This is a genomic window from Pseudooceanicola sp. DL12 (assembly GCF_056270665.1).
Genome location: NZ_CM149884.1, coordinates 626,299 through 640,828, shown reverse-complemented (window position 1 = coordinate 640,828; position 14,530 = coordinate 626,299). Strand labels below are relative to the sequence as shown.

Annotated in this window: 13 protein-coding genes; 3 read left to right on the top strand and 10 right to left on the bottom strand. The window is 67.2% G+C overall.

The features are described 5' to 3' along the window. Positions 1 to 51: 51 nt before the first annotated feature. The 6 genes from aroA to AC0WR5_RS02960 all read right to left on the bottom strand — a co-directional run bounded on the left by aroA (position 52) and on the right by AC0WR5_RS02960 (position 7,936). The gene (aroA, locus tag AC0WR5_RS02985; RefSeq protein ID WP_475866779.1) at positions 52 to 1,398 is read right to left on the bottom strand and encodes a 3-phosphoshikimate 1-carboxyvinyltransferase; all 1,347 of its coding nucleotides are present in this window, start codon (positions 1,396 to 1,398) and stop codon (positions 52 to 54) included. Positions 1,399 to 1,468: 70 nt separating this feature from the next. Then, entirely contained in the window at positions 1,469 to 2,134 is a 666-nt protein-coding gene (locus tag AC0WR5_RS02980; RefSeq protein ID WP_475866777.1) for an SDR family NAD(P)-dependent oxidoreductase, read from the bottom strand. A gap of 12 nt (positions 2,135 to 2,146) precedes the next feature. Further along, on the bottom strand, positions 2,147 to 2,890 hold the full coding sequence (locus AC0WR5_RS02975) for a sulfite exporter TauE/SafE family protein (protein WP_475866775.1): 744 nt from the start codon (positions 2,888 to 2,890) through the stop codon (positions 2,147 to 2,149). 328 nt (positions 2,891 to 3,218) lie between these two features. Continuing rightward, a complete protein-coding gene (locus AC0WR5_RS02970; RefSeq protein ID WP_475866773.1) occupies positions 3,219 to 4,028 on the bottom strand; it encodes a sulfotransferase family protein in 810 nt (269 codons plus the stop codon). 20 nt (positions 4,029 to 4,048) lie between these two features. After that, entirely contained in the window at positions 4,049 to 5,098 is a 1,050-nt protein-coding gene (gene galE, locus AC0WR5_RS02965) for a UDP-glucose 4-epimerase GalE (RefSeq protein WP_475866772.1), read from the bottom strand. A 15-nt stretch (positions 5,099 to 5,113) separates the two neighbouring features. Continuing rightward, positions 5,114 to 7,936, bottom strand: coding sequence for a glycosyltransferase (locus AC0WR5_RS02960; RefSeq protein ID WP_475866771.1), 2,823 nt, complete (start codon positions 7,934 to 7,936; stop codon positions 5,114 to 5,116). A gap of 407 nt (positions 7,937 to 8,343) precedes the next feature. On the opposite strand from AC0WR5_RS02960, the gene AC0WR5_RS02955 reads away from it, so the two are divergent. Then, positions 8,344 to 9,924 carry a 2-isopropylmalate synthase gene (locus tag AC0WR5_RS02955; protein ID WP_475866769.1) on the top strand — a complete coding sequence of 527 codons (1,581 nt, stop codon included), beginning with the start codon at positions 8,344 to 8,346 and terminating at the stop codon, positions 9,922 to 9,924. 70 nt (positions 9,925 to 9,994) lie between these two features. Here the strand turns inward: AC0WR5_RS02955 and AC0WR5_RS02950 are convergent, their stop codons facing one another. Further along, positions 9,995 to 10,483: a DUF2867 domain-containing protein gene (locus tag AC0WR5_RS02950; protein WP_475866768.1), complete on the bottom strand. Its 489-nt coding sequence runs from the start codon at positions 10,481 to 10,483 to the stop codon at positions 9,995 to 9,997. Between the two features lie 17 nt (positions 10,484 to 10,500). After that, positions 10,501 to 11,058 carry an NUDIX domain-containing protein gene (locus AC0WR5_RS02945; protein ID WP_475866767.1) on the bottom strand — a complete coding sequence of 186 codons (558 nt, stop codon included), beginning with the start codon at positions 11,056 to 11,058 and terminating at the stop codon, positions 10,501 to 10,503. A gap of 358 nt (positions 11,059 to 11,416) precedes the next feature. Here AC0WR5_RS02945 and AC0WR5_RS02940 point away from each other — a divergent pair, with 358 nt between their 5' ends. Next, positions 11,417 to 11,830, top strand: a complete 414-nt coding sequence (locus AC0WR5_RS02940; RefSeq protein WP_475866764.1) for an acyl-CoA thioesterase — start codon at positions 11,417 to 11,419, stop codon at positions 11,828 to 11,830. Between the two features lie 28 nt (positions 11,831 to 11,858). Here AC0WR5_RS02940 and AC0WR5_RS02935 read toward each other — a convergent pair whose 3' ends face one another. Both AC0WR5_RS02935 and rlmJ read right to left on the bottom strand, forming a co-directional pair. Then, entirely contained in the window at positions 11,859 to 12,401 is a 543-nt protein-coding gene (locus AC0WR5_RS02935; protein ID WP_475866763.1) for a sugar O-acetyltransferase, read from the bottom strand. Between the two features lie 27 nt (positions 12,402 to 12,428). Further along, on the bottom strand, positions 12,429 to 13,217 hold the full coding sequence (gene rlmJ, locus AC0WR5_RS02930) for a 23S rRNA (adenine(2030)-N(6))-methyltransferase RlmJ (RefSeq protein ID WP_475866762.1): 789 nt from the start codon (positions 13,215 to 13,217) through the stop codon (positions 12,429 to 12,431). A gap of 186 nt (positions 13,218 to 13,403) precedes the next feature. On the opposite strand from rlmJ, the gene AC0WR5_RS02925 reads away from it, so the two are divergent. Then, positions 13,404 to 14,450, top strand: coding sequence for a rod shape-determining protein (locus AC0WR5_RS02925; protein ID WP_475866761.1), 1,047 nt, complete (start codon positions 13,404 to 13,406; stop codon positions 14,448 to 14,450). The last annotated feature ends 80 nt before the right edge of the window (positions 14,451 to 14,530 follow it).

Here is a 14,530-nt window from a genome sequence, read left to right as displayed (position 1 = left end):
CAGGGTTCTAGCCCGTCGGCCCCCTGCGGGCCAGACCGGCAGGGATCGGTCTCAGATCTGCAGGTCGGCACCCAGCTCCGTCATCAGCGGCACGAAGGCCGGGAAGGAGGTCGCGATGGGGCCGCTGTCATCCACTTCGACGGGCTCCTGCGACGCCATGCCGAGGCAGAGGAAGGACATGGCGATGCGGTGATCGAGGTGGGTTTCCACCGTCGCGCCCCCGCCGACGCCACCGGCGCCGCAGCCCTCGACGATCCACCAGTCCTCGCCGGTCTCGACCATCACGCCGTTCGCCATCAGCCCCGTCGCCATTGCGTCGATCCGGTCGCTTTCCTTCACCCGCAGTTCCTTGACGCCGCGCATCACCGTCTGGCCGGTGGCATTTGCGGCCACCACCGACAGGATCGGGTATTCGTCGATCATGCTGGCGGCCCGCTCGGGCGGCACCTCGATCCCCTTCATGTCTGGGGAATAGCGCGCGCGCAGGTCGGCAACCGGCTCGCCGCCCTCTTCCCGCGGGTTCTCATAGGTCAGGTCGGCGCCCATCTCGATCAGCGTGTCGAAGAGACCGGCGCGCGTCGGGTTCAGGCCGATGTTCGGCACCAGCACATCGCTGCCCGGCACGATAAGCGCCGCGCAGACGGGAAAGGCCGCGCTCGACGGATCCCGTGGCACCACGATGGTCTGCGCCTTCAGTTCCGGGCGGCCCGTCAGGGTGATCACCCGGCCCTCGTCGGTGTCTTCCACCGTGATCTCTGCACCGAAACCCGCCAGCATCCGCTCGGTATGGTCGCGGGTGGCCTCCTTCTCGATCACAACGGTCTGACCCGGGGCGTTCAGCCCGGCCAGCAGCACCGCCGATTTCACCTGCGCCGAGGGCACCGGCGTCGTGTAGGTCACCGGCACAGGATCGGCCGCGCCCACGATGGTCATCGGCAGGCGGCCGCCGCTGCGGCCCACCGCCTGTGCACCAAAAAGTGCCAGCGGGTCTGTGACCCTTGCCATCGGGCGCTTGTTCAGGCTGGCATCGCCGGTAAAGGTCGCGCTGATCGGACAGGTTGCCATGGCGCCCATGATCAGCCGCACGCCGGTGCCCGAGTTGCCGCAGTCGATCACGTTGCCCGGCTCGGCAAATCCGCCGACGCCCACGCCGTTGACGCGCCAGTTGCCACCGCCCAGGTCCTCGACCTGCGCACCAAAGGCGCGCATCGCCTTGGCGGTATCCAGCACGTCCTGCCCTTCAAGCAGCCCCGAGATCCGTGTCTCGCCCACCGACAGGGCGCCCAGGATCAGCGACCGGTGACTGATCGACTTGTCGCCCGGCACATGCGCCTCGCCCTTCAGCGCCCCAGAGGCGCTGGCGGTCATCGGTACGGCTTCGGTATCGGCATGAGACATGGCGGATCTCCTGGTAAATTGCCGGACGCTGATAGCGCAGGCGCGTGCAGGCGTCACGCGCTAAACGTGCTCACCAAGGCACCCTCTCGCCGCGCCAGTCGAAAAAGCCCCCACTGTCGCCGGGCGTCAGCCGCGCGATCACCGAGAGCAGGTTTGCCGCCGCCTCCCCGGGCGGCACCACCGGATGGCGCCCGGCATAGGCCGCGGTAAAGGGCGTGGCCACCGTGCCCGGATGCAGCGCCACGCAGATCCCGTCGCGGTGGCTCCGCGCCAGCTCGATCGCCGCGCCATGCACCACCTGGTTCACCGCCGCCTTGGACGCGCGATAGGAATGCCAGCCCCCCAGGCGGTTGTCGCCGATGCTGCCGACCCGCGCGGAGAGCACCGCGATCACGGCACGCCTGTCACGGGGCAGCAGGCGCAGCCCGTGTTTCAGCACCATCGCGGGGCCGATGGCATTTACCGCGAACTGGGCTGCCATGGCCTCCGGCGTCAGCTCCTTCAGGGCCTTTTCGGGCGGATGGCCCGCCCCCTCAAGTGCCCCGGTGGCACAAAAGATCAGGTCGAACCCCGGCGACAGGCGCCCCAGCAGGCCGGCGACGCTCTCCTCCCGAGTCACGTCCAGCCCGTCTTCGCGCCGCGACAGCGTGGTCACCTCCGCCCCGCGCGCCCGAAGCGCCGCCGTGACGGCCGCGCCTATTCCGCCGCTTGCACCGATGACCAGGGCCCGTTCCATGCCGTCTCCTCCTCAGCCGCCAAAGATCTCCAGACCGCCCTTGATCAGCAGGATCACCGACAGGATGAAGAGCATCACCTGGATGATCTTCATGTAGAGCGCCTGGGGCAAGAGATGTGTCAGCCAGCGCCCGAGGAAAGTGCCGCCGATCCCGGCCACGGCCAGCACCGCGATCAGCCACCAGTTCAGCCCGTCGAGCTGTCCGATGGCGTAATAGGCCGGCAGCTTGACCAGGTTGCCCACGGCAAAGCTGATCGCCACGGTGCCCGCGAACTCCAGCTTGTCGAGCTTCTGTGGCAACAGGTAGGCCTGCGCCGGCGGGGCGCCGGAATGGGTGATGAAGCTGGCGATCCCCGTGATCATGCCCCAGAAGATGCCCGGTGCCACGCGGGCCTCGTGCTTTTCCAGGTTGCCGCGCTTGATCCAGGCGCGGATGCAGTACCACAGGCCGATCAGCCCGGTGAAGATCAGCAGGGCATATTCCGGCGTGTAGGGGGTGATCACCGTGGCGATCGCGACGCCCAGCACGATCGAGGGCGTCAGGATCAGCACGTTCGGTTTCGAGAAATGCCTGCGGTAGAGCCAGACACCGATCCAGTCGGTGACGATATAGACAGGCAGCAGGGTCGCCGCAGCGGTGATCGGGTTCATGAAGAGGGCCAGCATCGGCACGGCAATCGCCGCGGCCGAGGCAAGACCGCCCTTCGAGGCACCCACGATCAGCGCCGCGAGAATCAGGAGGATATCGGAGAGCATGGCGCATCCAGAATTGTTCGCTGCGCCGGCCCGCCGCGCCGGGTCAATTCCGCCCGCGGTGGCCAGCCCGGCTCAACATGGTCCGGATTTACCCTGCGTCCAGAAAGGCTTGGCCAATCGCATCTTTATCGCGACAATGCCATGGACGGATGCAACCCATGCCCGTCCTGCTGCTGCATTTTCCGGCAGGACCGGGCCCGCGGGGTGGGAGAACGGAGGCGCACCCTCCCTCTCCATTTCCCCGCCGAGTCTCGATACCTGATCTTCACGATGGATTTCGGCGGCTCTTTGCGACTGTTCGCTTCGGCGCCCCCCGCGGCGCTCCGCTTCACGCGATCTTCAGCCCCTCCGGCATCGCCAGCTCGCGGCCAAGGCCTTCCCAGGTACTCAACAGCAGGTCGCGCCGGTCCGCGCTCAGCTCGAAATCCTCGAAGAGCGCCCAGTCGTCGCGGTGATCACGGCGCGGGCCGCGCCCCTCGACCGGGGCCTGGCTCTTTTGCGCGCCTTTCAGCATCGCCTCGTGGAAGGGCACGCCACAGGCCTCGCAGATCCCGCGCAAACTGCCCTCGACGTCCGCCACTAGGTCCTCGAAGAACAGGATCTTGCTGAAATGCTCCTGTCCGTGGGCCAGGATCTCGTAGTAGGTCACCACGTCGTTCAGCACCGCGGCAAAGGTCCAGTCGGTGTGCTGCTTGCGCGAGATCGCGATATCGAAAGGGTTGCGCAGCACGGTGATGAAATGCCCGTCCGGAAATGACTTGCACATCACCTCCCAGTACCATTCCACCGGGAAATTCGACAGCGCACCGCGCTGGCCCTGCTGCCGGCCCAGGTTCAAGTGCCAGACAGGCAGCCCAGCGGGCTTGTGAAACCAATGCGGCCGGTCCGAAGGTGACAGGGCCATCAGGGCACTCTGCACGAAATAGGCACATTTCTCGTCGGTGTCGCGAAAGGCCGGGCGCGGCACCGGCATGAAGGTGGCCTTGGCACCCTCCCACATGCTGAAGATCACGCCGCCGGTCTCGCCACAGCTGTGAAACTCGGGGTGCTGGCCGAAACAGGCCGAGAGCAGCGTGGTGCCGGACCGGCCCAGCCCCAGCAGGGTGATCGGCGCGGTGACATTGGCGGTATGGGGCATGGTTTTCCTCTCCCTTCGCGTCAGCCGGCGGCCCGGCGGGCAGCCGCCGCGCGGGCCGAAACCTTCGCGGGGCTCGGGACAGACGCGGTCAGCTGCGACATGTGCAGTTCCCAGCGGTAGGCATCGGCCACGATCCGGTCCAGGTCGGCATGGCGCGGGCGCCAGCCGAGCAGGTCCCGGAGCCGGGTCGAATCCGCGATCAGCATGCCGGGGTCGCCCGGCCGGCGCTCCTGAAACTCGACAGAGATGCGGTGTCCTGCCGCCCGGCCCACCGCCGCCGCGACCTCGAGCACCGAGTAGCCGTGACCATAGCCGCAGTTCAGCGTGACCGAGGCCCCGCCGCCCAGCAGATGGCCGAGCAGCAGCCGGTGCGCCTCGGCCAGGTCCGAGACATGGATGTAATCGCGCACCCCGGTGCCGTCCGGCGTGTCGAAATCCGAGCCGAAGACCATCAGCCGGTCGCGCCGGCCCAGTGCGGCAAGCGACGCGAGCTTGATCAGGTGGGTCGCATCGGGCGACCGCTGCCCGCATCGCCCGGCCGGATCGGCCCCCGCCACGTTGAAATAGCGCAACACGCCGTAGCGCATGCCCGAGGCGGCGCAGATGTCGCGCAGCATCCCTTCCGACATCAGCTTCGATGCCCCGTAGGGAGAGATCGGACCGAGCGCGCCGGCCTCGTCCACCTGGGTCGCGGCGCTGGCGTCATAGACTGCGGCGGTGGAGGAAAAGATGAAGGCCTCGACCCCCGCGTCGACCGCGGCCGCGATCAGCGCGAAGGTGTTGAGGGTGTTGTTGCGGTAGTATTTCACCGGGTCACGCACCGACTCCGGAACCACGATCGAGCCGGCGAAATGCAGCACGGCCCTTGTCTTGTGCTGCGCCATGACCTCGCGCATCGCTGCCATGTCGCCCACGTCGGCCAGGTGAAAGGCCACGTCCTCGGGCACCGCGTCGCGAAAGCCCGTCGTCAGGTTGTCCACCACCACGATGTCGCGATGCCCCGCGTCCAGCAGGGCGTGCACCATGTGCGACCCGATGAACCCTGCCCCGCCCGTGATCAGAATGCTCATGTCTCCGCCTCCCCGTCAGGCCGTCTGCCGCTGCGGGGCGGTTCCGTCACGCTGGCTGGCCATATCGCGGAACTCCTCGAAGCCGAGCAGCCGCGGCAGATCCCAGGCCGCCATGCTGCCTTGCCGGCGCGACAGTTTCGCCGCCGTCAGGTCGAACAGCTCGAAGCCCGCCCGCCCCTCTGCGCGGCCATGGCGGCGGTAATGCTCCATCGCATCGGGCAGGATCCCCTTCACGTGAATCGCCTGGTGCACCTCGGGATACCGGCTGCAATAGGACAGCTCCTCGCCGGCGTAGATGTCCGAAAGATACCGCAGCAGCCCCGGATCCGCCCTGTCGCGGCCGGCACCGCGCAGCAGCAGCTCGGCCAGTACGACCGCAGCGCCCTCCATCTCCATTTCGCTGTCCAGCAGGCTCAGACCGGTGCGCATGATCAGCGCCTCCGCCCCTTCCGGCGCGGCCCGGCAGAGGTGCGAAAACGCAAGCACCGTATCCTCCGGCACGACAAAGCTCTCCGCCGCATGACGCAGCATCAGGGCGGCCGCGTCCTCGTGCCGGCCATGGGCCAGCAGCACGGTGAAGTCCGAGAAACCGGTGTCGCCGGCACTTGTGGTCAGGCGGTTGCGACGCGGGGCACTGCTGCGCCGGGCAGGCTGCTCGGGCGCCGCGCTCAGCGGATCCGCCAGCCAGGCGCGCGCCACGTTGTCGGCGCCGATGGCCTGGGCATAGGCGGCCAGGGCCGTGCGCAGGTCCTGCGGGGTTTCCGCCGTGCGCACCTCCTTCAGCAGCTCGGCGTTCGGGTCGCGCTCCTCTTCCCAGCGGATGCGCGCGAACTGGTCCTTCAGCGCCTTTTCCCCCACCGTGACGCCCAGCAGGTCGCGCAGCGCCCCGCCGCAGAGCGCCGGGTCTATCGCGTTGAAGACACGCCTGTAATTGGCCACCATCGAGGTCCGCGAGATCATGCTGGGCCGGTCGACCTCGTAGAGGTAGAGCGGCCGCGGCAGGATCGCGATCTCCTGGCCGGCCTGGGCCACGCGAAACATGAACTCGTAATCCTCGAAGCCCACCCCGCGCTCCTCGGTATAGCCGCCGACCTGGTCGAAGACCCGCCGCGCGATCAGTGCCGTGGCCGAGCCGAACCAGTTCTCCCGCGTGCAGACCGAGAGCGGCCCGCCGAGCGGGAAATAGGAGAGCTGCTGGTCGAACTGCTCGCCCTCGATCAGCGCCTCGGCACGGCGCGCCTCGGGCATGAAGAGATTGGGACAGTTGATCACCCCGGCCCCGGAATGCACCGCCGCCGTGACCATGCGAGAGACCATGTCGGGAAAGGCGATGTCATCATCGTCGAGAAAGATCAGGTACTCGGAGGTGGAGTTGCGCACCACGGTGTTGCGCGCCGCACCCAGGTAGGCGTTCTCCTGCCGGATCAGCCGCCCGCCGCAGCGCTCGAGGATCTGCTCCACCTGTTCAAGCGTCTTCAGCGTCGCGGGCTGGCGCGAGCCGTCGTCGACCACGATGATCTCCAGGTTATCGTAGTCCTGCCGGATCGCGCTCCAGAGCGCATCCATCAGCTTGCGCGGGCGCTCGTAGTGGGTGATGCCCAGCGTGACCCGCGGCAGTTCCGTCACCTTCGGGCGCTCGGGCGCGTGTCGCGCGGCATGGAAGCGGGCCCATTGCGCCTCGACCTCATCCTTGGTCTCGCTCAACAGGCTGGGGGCGATGCCGTGCTCCAGCGTCGCGGCGATGGCCGCGGCAAGGCCATCGACATCCGGCCGGAACAAATGCGTGCCATGCTGCCCGGCAGCGATGATCTCGCGGCCGCCGCCGCGCTCCGACGACAGCACCGGCTTGCCCAGCGACACCGCCTCGAAGACCGTGTAGGGCAGGTTTTCCTCCGGGCTCGGCACCACGACAAGTGCATCGGGCCGCGACAGCAGGTACTCGTGCGCCGCCGTGCGCCCGGCGTCGGTGATGAAGGTGGGCAGGATGTCCTCGCCCTTCAGCATCTCGGTCAGGACCAGCCCGGAATGGCGCCCGTTGATGGAGCCGAAACCGCCCAGGAACGTCACCCCGACACCCGCCAGCTGCCCCTCGCGGGCAAGTTTGCGGATCGCATCGACGAAGAGCAGCGGCCCTTTGCGCCCTTCGTGGCGGCCGAACATGATGATCTCGCGCGGGTGGATCGGTCCGCCGGTTCCCGTCTCGGCGCGGCGCACCGGGTTCATGACGTTCTTGATCACCTTGCGGCGCGGCTCCGGCGGCAGGACGAAGGCCTGTTCCACCATCCAGTCCAGCAGGAAGCGGCTGGGCGAGACGACCACGTCAGCCCCCGCGATGCTGCGCCGCTCCATGTGGTCGATGCGCAGCTGGTCGGGATGCGAGAACATCGCCTTGTTGGCCGCCATCGTCCAGGCCGTCGGGCCATGCAGCTGAACCACGATGTCGGTCCCGGCAAAGGCCAGGCCACAGCGCTTGGCCTCGACACTGGCAAAGCCCAGGCCCTTGTACTCGTGGAAATGGATGAAGTCGTAGTCGTAGCCGACATCCTCGAGCGTCCGGAAGACCGTGTAGGTCTTCTTGGAGTAGTCGCTGCCTTCCCAGACGTATTTCTCGAAGTCGGGCACGATCAGACGCACACCGGCCCCGGAGAGCGCATAATGCCCCTCCCGCGCGGCCTCGGCGACCTCGATGCTCGTCGGCACGAACAGGATATCCACGCTGTGCCCCTGCCCCGCGAGCGACAGCGCCAGTTCCTGGAAGGCCGCCCCGATTCCGCCGGACGGGGGAAACAGGCTCAGTTCCTCCGTGACCAGCGCGATACGCTTGCGCGGTGTCGTCATCCTTCACAACCTTTCTGGCCGGTGATCCCTGGCGCTCATCCCTTTCATCAAAGTCTGAGGATTTCCTTTACGTTCGCCGGATGTTCGCGAAAACCGTACGGCCACGTCTCGACCGGGGGCGCCGACCGCCCCTCCCCCGCTCCGGGCACCGCGACGGCCACTTTGCAGGTGCAGCGTATTTTCCGCCTTTTCATCAGGGTCTTGATCGGCTAGGCACGGGTCATGATGACTCAGGCCCATATCCTCACTGCACACCGTCCGCTGGGCGGTCTTCGTGCTGGCCTGCTGGGTCTACTGCTAACGCGCCTCTGAGCGTGCCGTAACGGCGCGACTCGCTCAGAGGGGATACCAGCCTTTCGCGCCATGGCATCAGCAGACGACACATCCAGCTCAGCAAGAGACATCCCATGACCAGCCCCATCACCACCGCAGACAAGAACCGCGTCTTCATCTTCGACACCACGCTCCGTGACGGCGAGCAATCGCCCGGCGCCACCATGACGCACGAGGAAAAGCTCGAGATCGCCGCCATGCTCGACGAGATGGGCGTGGACATCATCGAGGCCGGCTTCCCCATCGCCTCCGAGGGCGATTTCGCCGCCGTCTCCGAGATCGCCAGGAACTCGAAGAACTCCGTGATCTGCGGTCTCTCCCGTGCCAATTTCAAGGATATCGACCGCTGCTGGGAGGCCGTGAAACACGCCGCCCGGCCCCGGATCCACACCTTCATCGGCACCTCGCCGCTGCACCGCGCCATCCCCAACCTCGACCAGGACGAGATGGCCCAGCGCATCCACGAGACGGTCACCCACGCCCGCAACCTCTGCGACAACGTCCAGTGGTCGCCGATGGATGCCACCCGCACCGAGCATGATTACCTCTGCCGCGTGGTGGAAATCGCCATCAAGGCCGGCGCCACCACGATCAACATCCCCGATACCGTCGGCTATACCGCCCCGCGCGAGAGCGCCGACCTCATCCGGATGCTGCTCGAAAAGGTGCCGGGTGCCGACGAGATCATCTTTGCCACCCACTGCCACAACGACCTCGGCATGGCCACGGCCAACTCGCTTGCCGCCGTCGAGGCGGGCGCGCGCCAGGTGGAATGCACCATCAACGGCCTCGGCGAACGCGCCGGCAACACCGCGCTCGAGGAAGTCGTGATGGCGCTCAAGGTGCGTCACGACATCATGCCCTACGACACCGGCATCGACACCCGCAAGATCATGAACATCTCGCGCCGCGTCGCTGCCGTCTCTGGCTTCCCGGTTCAGTTCAACAAGGCCATCGTGGGCAAGAACGCCTTCGCGCACGAGAGCGGCATCCACCAGGACGGCATGCTCAAGAATGCCGAGACCTTCGAGATCATGCGGCCCGAGGACGTGGGCCTTGCCGCCACCAACCTCGTCATGGGCAAGCACTCCGGCCGCGCCGCGCTCCGCGACAAGCTCCGCCAGCTCGGCGTCGAGATGGCCGACAACCAGCTTCAGGACGTCTTCGTGCGGTTCAAGGCCCTCGCCGACCGCAAGAAGGAAGTCTACGACGACGACATCCTCGCCCTCGTCCGCGTCTCCGAGGATGCCACCCCGGATCACCTCGCGCTCAAGGATCTCACCGTGATCTGCGGTACCGGCGGCCAGTCGGCCGAGATGACAATGATCGTCGACGGCGAGGAAAAGACCGCCAAGACCACCGGCGACGGCCCGGTCGATGCCGCCTTCAACGCGGTCAAGCAGATCTTCCCGCACGAGGCCAAGCTCGAGCTCTACCAGGTCTCTGCCGTGACCAAGGGCACCGACGCCCAGGCCACCGTGTCCGTCCGCCTGAACGAGGATGGCCGCATCGTCACCGGCTCCAACGCCGATACCGATACCGTGGTCGCCTCGGTGCGCGCCTACATCCACGCGCTCAACCGCCTGATCGTGCGCCGCGGCAAGGTCGGCGCCGGCGGCGACGAACGCGAGATCAGCTACAAGGACGCCGGCTGATCCCTGCCGCCTCCCGAAACACCAAGGCCCCGGCATCGCCCGGGGCCTTTTCGCATTGGCCGGCCCCCGGTCACTCCGCCGGCGGCAGCTGCTTCATCATGTGGTTGACGATCATCTTGTGCGCCGGGCCCACCGGCAGCATGTAGGCCTTGCCGAAGGCGTTGTGCGTCTTCACCGAGGATGTCACCGTCAGGATCCCGCCATGGGTCGTGATCGTGGTCATCACGTCCAGGTGCCGGTCGCGTGCGGTCAATACCAGCACCTCGTCATCGACCTGTTCCACCAGGAAGAAATCCACCCTGTCGCCCGGCTGGACAAATCCCACCGGCTTGCCGCTCAGCCCGCCGATCTTCTTCACGCCGAAGAGCGAGGAGATGCCGTCGCGGATGCGGAAGGCCAGCCCCAGCAGCGGCACCGGCTTCGACATCACCAGGTTCCAGGCCGCCACCGCCGTCATCGGCTCCGGCAGCGGCGCCGAGCGGCTGTCGAAGTAATCGAGCTCCGCGATCGGCGCCAGCACCGGGATCCCGGCTGTGTCCACGCGCATGTTCCGGCTCATTCTCCCCCCCTTCCGCGCTATCCCAGCGCGTCAAGCTGCCCCTGCATGGCCAGCAGGCCGAAGACCGACAGCGTCGTGCCGTCCATCAGCCGCCCGTCAGCCACCATCTCGCGGATCTCGGCCATGGTAAAGGCCTGCACTTCCATGTCGCTCTCGGTCACTTCGCGCTCGGCCTCGCCCGCTGTCAGACCCCTTGCCAGATAGGCATGAAACCTCTGCGTCGACAGCCCCGGCGCCTGGAACAGGGCCCCGATCAGCTCCATCTCGCGGGCAACAAGGCCGGTTTCCTCCTTCAGCTCGCCGTGCGCCACCTCCTCGGGGCTGGCCTCCGGCCGGTGCGGCCAGCTGCCCTGCACGATCTCCCAGGTGCGCGTGCCCACGGCATAGCGGTACTGGCTGACCATGTGGATGCGGCCCTGATCGTCGACCGGGATCACCGCGACGAAATCCGCCTTCTCCACCACGCCAAAGATGCTCTTGTGCCCGTTGGGAAAGGTCACCTCGTCCTCGCGCACCCGCATCCAGTTGTTCTCATAGGCCACCCGGGTGCCATCCTGCCTGATCTCGCCCTTCATCACCGCCTCCGGCTCGCTGTTTCGCTGTTTCGCTGTTTCGCTGTTTCGCTGTTTCGCAGCAAAGGCCCCTCGGCGCGGAATGACAAGGCCCTCCGGATCACCATGTCCCTGCGGCCCGGGCGCCGCCTCCCTCGCGGTTCCCGGGGGCGACCGCGGCCTGAAAATACACGATGCGCCCGGAAAATAGGCCGTTCCGCAACCGCGGGGCGAGCATCTGGTCAACAGATCGGCAGTTCCGCCGCACAGCCCTTCGCCTGGTGCATGCCCGCTTTGCTGCACTGCAGCAGGGGTTTCCCTTTCCCTGGCCGGTCCCTATCTCGCAGTCCATACGGATAGAGACAGATAGAAAGACAGACCAATGCCCGCCGATCATCCCGAAGGAATGGAGCTGACCCTGCGCACCGTGGCCATGCCCGCCGATACCAACGCCGCCGGCGATATCTTCGGGGGCTGGGTCATGTCGCAGATGGACCTCGCCGCCGCCATCCGCTCGACCGAGCGCTGCAACGGCCGCACCGTCACCATCGCCGCCAACGAGATCGTCTTCAAGAAACCCGTGGCCGTGGGTGACACGCTCTGCGTCTACACCAAGGTCGACCAGGTCGGCCGTACCTCCATGGTCATCGAGATCGAGGCCTGGGCGCGCCGTGCCTTCACCGCCGTGCGCGAAAAGGTCACCGAGGCCCGCTTCACCATGGTCGCCGTCGACGAGAACGGCAAGCCGCGCCCCGTGGACAAGCCCGTGGACACGCCCGTCACCACCGAAGCATGACCTGCGGTAAAACCTGCGGCAGCCGCGCCTAGAGCGGCCGCGCAGGCACCCCCGCCACCTTGCCACCGGCCGGCACGTCCTTCGTCACCACGGCTCCGGCGCCCACGATGGCGCCGTCGCCGATGCTCACGCCGCCCATCACGATGGCGCCGCCGCCGATCCAGACATCCTCGCCCAGTGTCACCGGGCGGGCCACTTCGCGGCCCTCGCTGCGCGGCTTCGGCTCGTGATGGTGTTCCGGCGTCAGGATCTGCACGCCCGGCCCCATCATGCTGCGCGCGCCGATCCGCACCTCGCCCGCGTCCAGGATCACGCAGCCCGCGTTCAGGTAGACGCCCGGCCCGATATGCACGTTGAACCCGTAGGAACAGTGGAACGGCGCCTCGACAAAGGCATCGTCGGCGAATGTGCCGAAAAGCGCCCGGAGCGCCGGGCCTGCGCCCTCGCGCGCCTCCGGCGGCAGTGTATTGTGCTCCCAGACCGCGCGCCGGGCGACCACCCGCAGGTCGTTCAACCCGGCATCGAGGGTGTTGTACCACTCGCCCGCCTGCATTTTCCTCAGTTCGCTCACGTCCCGGCCCTCCTCACAGAGCTTTGATCACCGCCCAAAGTGCGCCTTCAGCCGGTCCGCCTCCTCTGCCGTGCCCCAGGGCGCGTTGACGATGAACATGCCGCTGCCGATCATCCCGTGACCGGGACGCACGGGCGGGAAATGCACCTCGCTCTTCAGCACCTTGGGCAGGTCCAGCGCCTCCAGCGCCGCCAGCATCTCGCCATGGCGGCCGTCCTTCAGCAGCGGATACCAGAGCGCGATCACGCCCACGTTCCAGGCCCGGTGCAGCTTGCGCACAAAGCCCGGAATGAAGCCGTAATCCGCCTTCACCTCGTAGGAGGGATCGATCACCATCAGCCCGCGGCGGGGCTCCGGCGGGCAGACCGACATCGCCATCTCGAAGCCGTCCTGACGGTGCAGCCGCGCGCGGCTGCCCTTCGTGGCCCCCTTCATGGCAAGGCGCAGCGCCTCGTGCTCGCCCGGGTGCAGCTCCGCCAGGTCCATGCCGTCGCCCGCCCGCAGCAGCTCCGCCGCGATCAGCGGAGAGCCGGGATAGGCCGCCTCGCCATGCACCGCGCGCACCGCCGCGACCGCCCGCGCATAGGGGTGGTCGGGCGGAAACCAGGCGCCATGGGCCCCGATCCCCGCGGCGGCCTCGCCGGTCTTCTGCGCCTCGGCAGAGCCGAGATCATAGAGCCCCCGGCCCGCGTGGGTCTCGAGGTAGCTCATCGGTTTCGGCTTCTCGCCCATGTGCTCCAGCATCACCGCCAGAAGGGCGTGCTTGTGCAGGTCGGCGGGATTTCCGGCGTGATAGATGTGTTGATATGACAGCATCCCTCCCCGATACGCCCTGCCCGCGCCGCAGGCAATCTCCCAGATATCTCCTCAACGCGGCGGAACAGCGCTTACCTGACGAGTAACGCCCCCTTTCCACGCCGGGGGCCCTTGCCTATAAGACGACACGGTTTAGCCCGGGGGAATCGCGGGCCAATTGGGGTATGTTAGCGGGACAACGACTACATGGGACTTTTCGACAGAATGCCGGGCCTGTTCTCTTCGGACATGGCGATCGACCTCGGGACGGCAAATACACTGGTTTATGTCAAGGGCCGGGGTATTATCCTGTCGGAGCCCTCGGTGGTCGCGTACCACGTCAAGGACGGCGTCAAGAAGGTGCTGGCCGTGGGCGAGGATGCCAAGCTGATGCTCGGCCGGACGCCCGGCTCGATCGAGGCCATCCGCCCGATGCGCGAGGGCGTCATCGCCGATTTCGACGTGGCCGAGGAGATGATCAAGCACTTCATCCGCAAGGTGCATCGTCGCTCGACCTTCTCCAAGCCCAAGATCATCGTCTGCGTCCCCCACGGCGCCACCCCGGTTGAGAAACGCGCGATCCGTCAGTCGGTCCTCTCCGCAGGCGCCCGCCGCGCCGGCCTGATCGCCGAACCCATCGCCGCGGCCATCGGTGCGGGCATGCCCATCACCGATCCCACCGGCAACATGGTCGTCGACATCGGCGGCGGCACCACCGAGGTCGCCGTCCTGTCCCTCGGCGACATCGTCTATGCCCGCTCCGTCCGCGTCGGCGGCGACCGCATGGACGAGGCGATCATCTCCTACCTGCGCCGCCAGCAGAACCTGCTGGTCGGTGAATCCACCGCCGAGCGCATCAAGACCACCATCGGCACCGCCCGCATGCCCGACGATGGCCGCGGCGCCACCATGCAGGTGCGCGGCCGCGACCTGCTGAACGGCGTGCCGAAGGAAATCGAGGTGACCCAGGCCCAGGTGGCCGAGGCCCTCGCCGAACCGGTGCAGCAGATCTGCGAAGCCGTGATGACCGCGCTGGAAGCCACGCCGCCGGATCTCGCCGCCGACATCGTCGATCGTGGCGTCATGCTGACGGGCGGCGGTGCGCTGCTCGGCGACCTCGACCTGGCCCTGCGCGAGCAGACCGGCCTCGGCGTCTCCATCGCTGACGAAAGCTTGAACTGCGTGGCGCTTGGCACGGGCAAGGCGCTGGAGTACGAAAAGCAACTCCGTCACGCGATTGACTACGACAGCTGAGCCTACCACTCTGGTGCCGTGAGTGTCCTGCCTCTCCGGACCTTTCCGGGGGGCGGATCATCCCATTCTGACAGGACCGA

Excerpts from the sequence above, each read along its gene's own strand:
- aroA (WP_475866779.1), bottom strand. The coding sequence starts at position 1,398 with ATGTCTCATGCCGATACCGAAGCCGTACCGATGACCGCCAGCGCCTCT.
- AC0WR5_RS02980 (WP_475866777.1), bottom strand. The coding sequence starts at position 2,134 with ATGGAACGGGCCCTGGTCATCGGTGCAAGCGGCGGAATAGGCGCGGCC.
- AC0WR5_RS02975 (WP_475866775.1), bottom strand. The coding sequence starts at position 2,890 with ATGCTCTCCGATATCCTCCTGATTCTCGCGGCGCTGATCGTGGGTGCC.
- AC0WR5_RS02970 (WP_475866773.1), bottom strand. The coding sequence starts at position 4,028 with ATGCCCCATACCGCCAATGTCACCGCGCCGATCACCCTGCTGGGGCTG.
- galE (WP_475866772.1), bottom strand. The coding sequence starts at position 5,098 with ATGAGCATTCTGATCACGGGCGGGGCAGGGTTCATCGGGTCGCACATG.
- AC0WR5_RS02960 (WP_475866771.1), bottom strand. The coding sequence starts at position 7,936 with ATGACGACACCGCGCAAGCGTATCGCGCTGGTCACGGAGGAACTGAGC.
- AC0WR5_RS02955 (WP_475866769.1), top strand. The coding sequence starts at position 8,344 with ATGACCAGCCCCATCACCACCGCAGACAAGAACCGCGTCTTCATCTTC.
- AC0WR5_RS02950 (WP_475866768.1), bottom strand. The coding sequence starts at position 10,483 with ATGAGCCGGAACATGCGCGTGGACACAGCCGGGATCCCGGTGCTGGCG.
- AC0WR5_RS02945 (WP_475866767.1), bottom strand. The coding sequence starts at position 11,058 with ATGAAGGGCGAGATCAGGCAGGATGGCACCCGGGTGGCCTATGAGAAC.
- AC0WR5_RS02940 (WP_475866764.1), top strand. The coding sequence starts at position 11,417 with ATGCCCGCCGATCATCCCGAAGGAATGGAGCTGACCCTGCGCACCGTG.
- rlmJ (WP_475866762.1), bottom strand. The coding sequence starts at position 13,217 with ATGCTGTCATATCAACACATCTATCACGCCGGAAATCCCGCCGACCTG.
- AC0WR5_RS02925 (WP_475866761.1), top strand. The coding sequence starts at position 13,404 with ATGGGACTTTTCGACAGAATGCCGGGCCTGTTCTCTTCGGACATGGCG.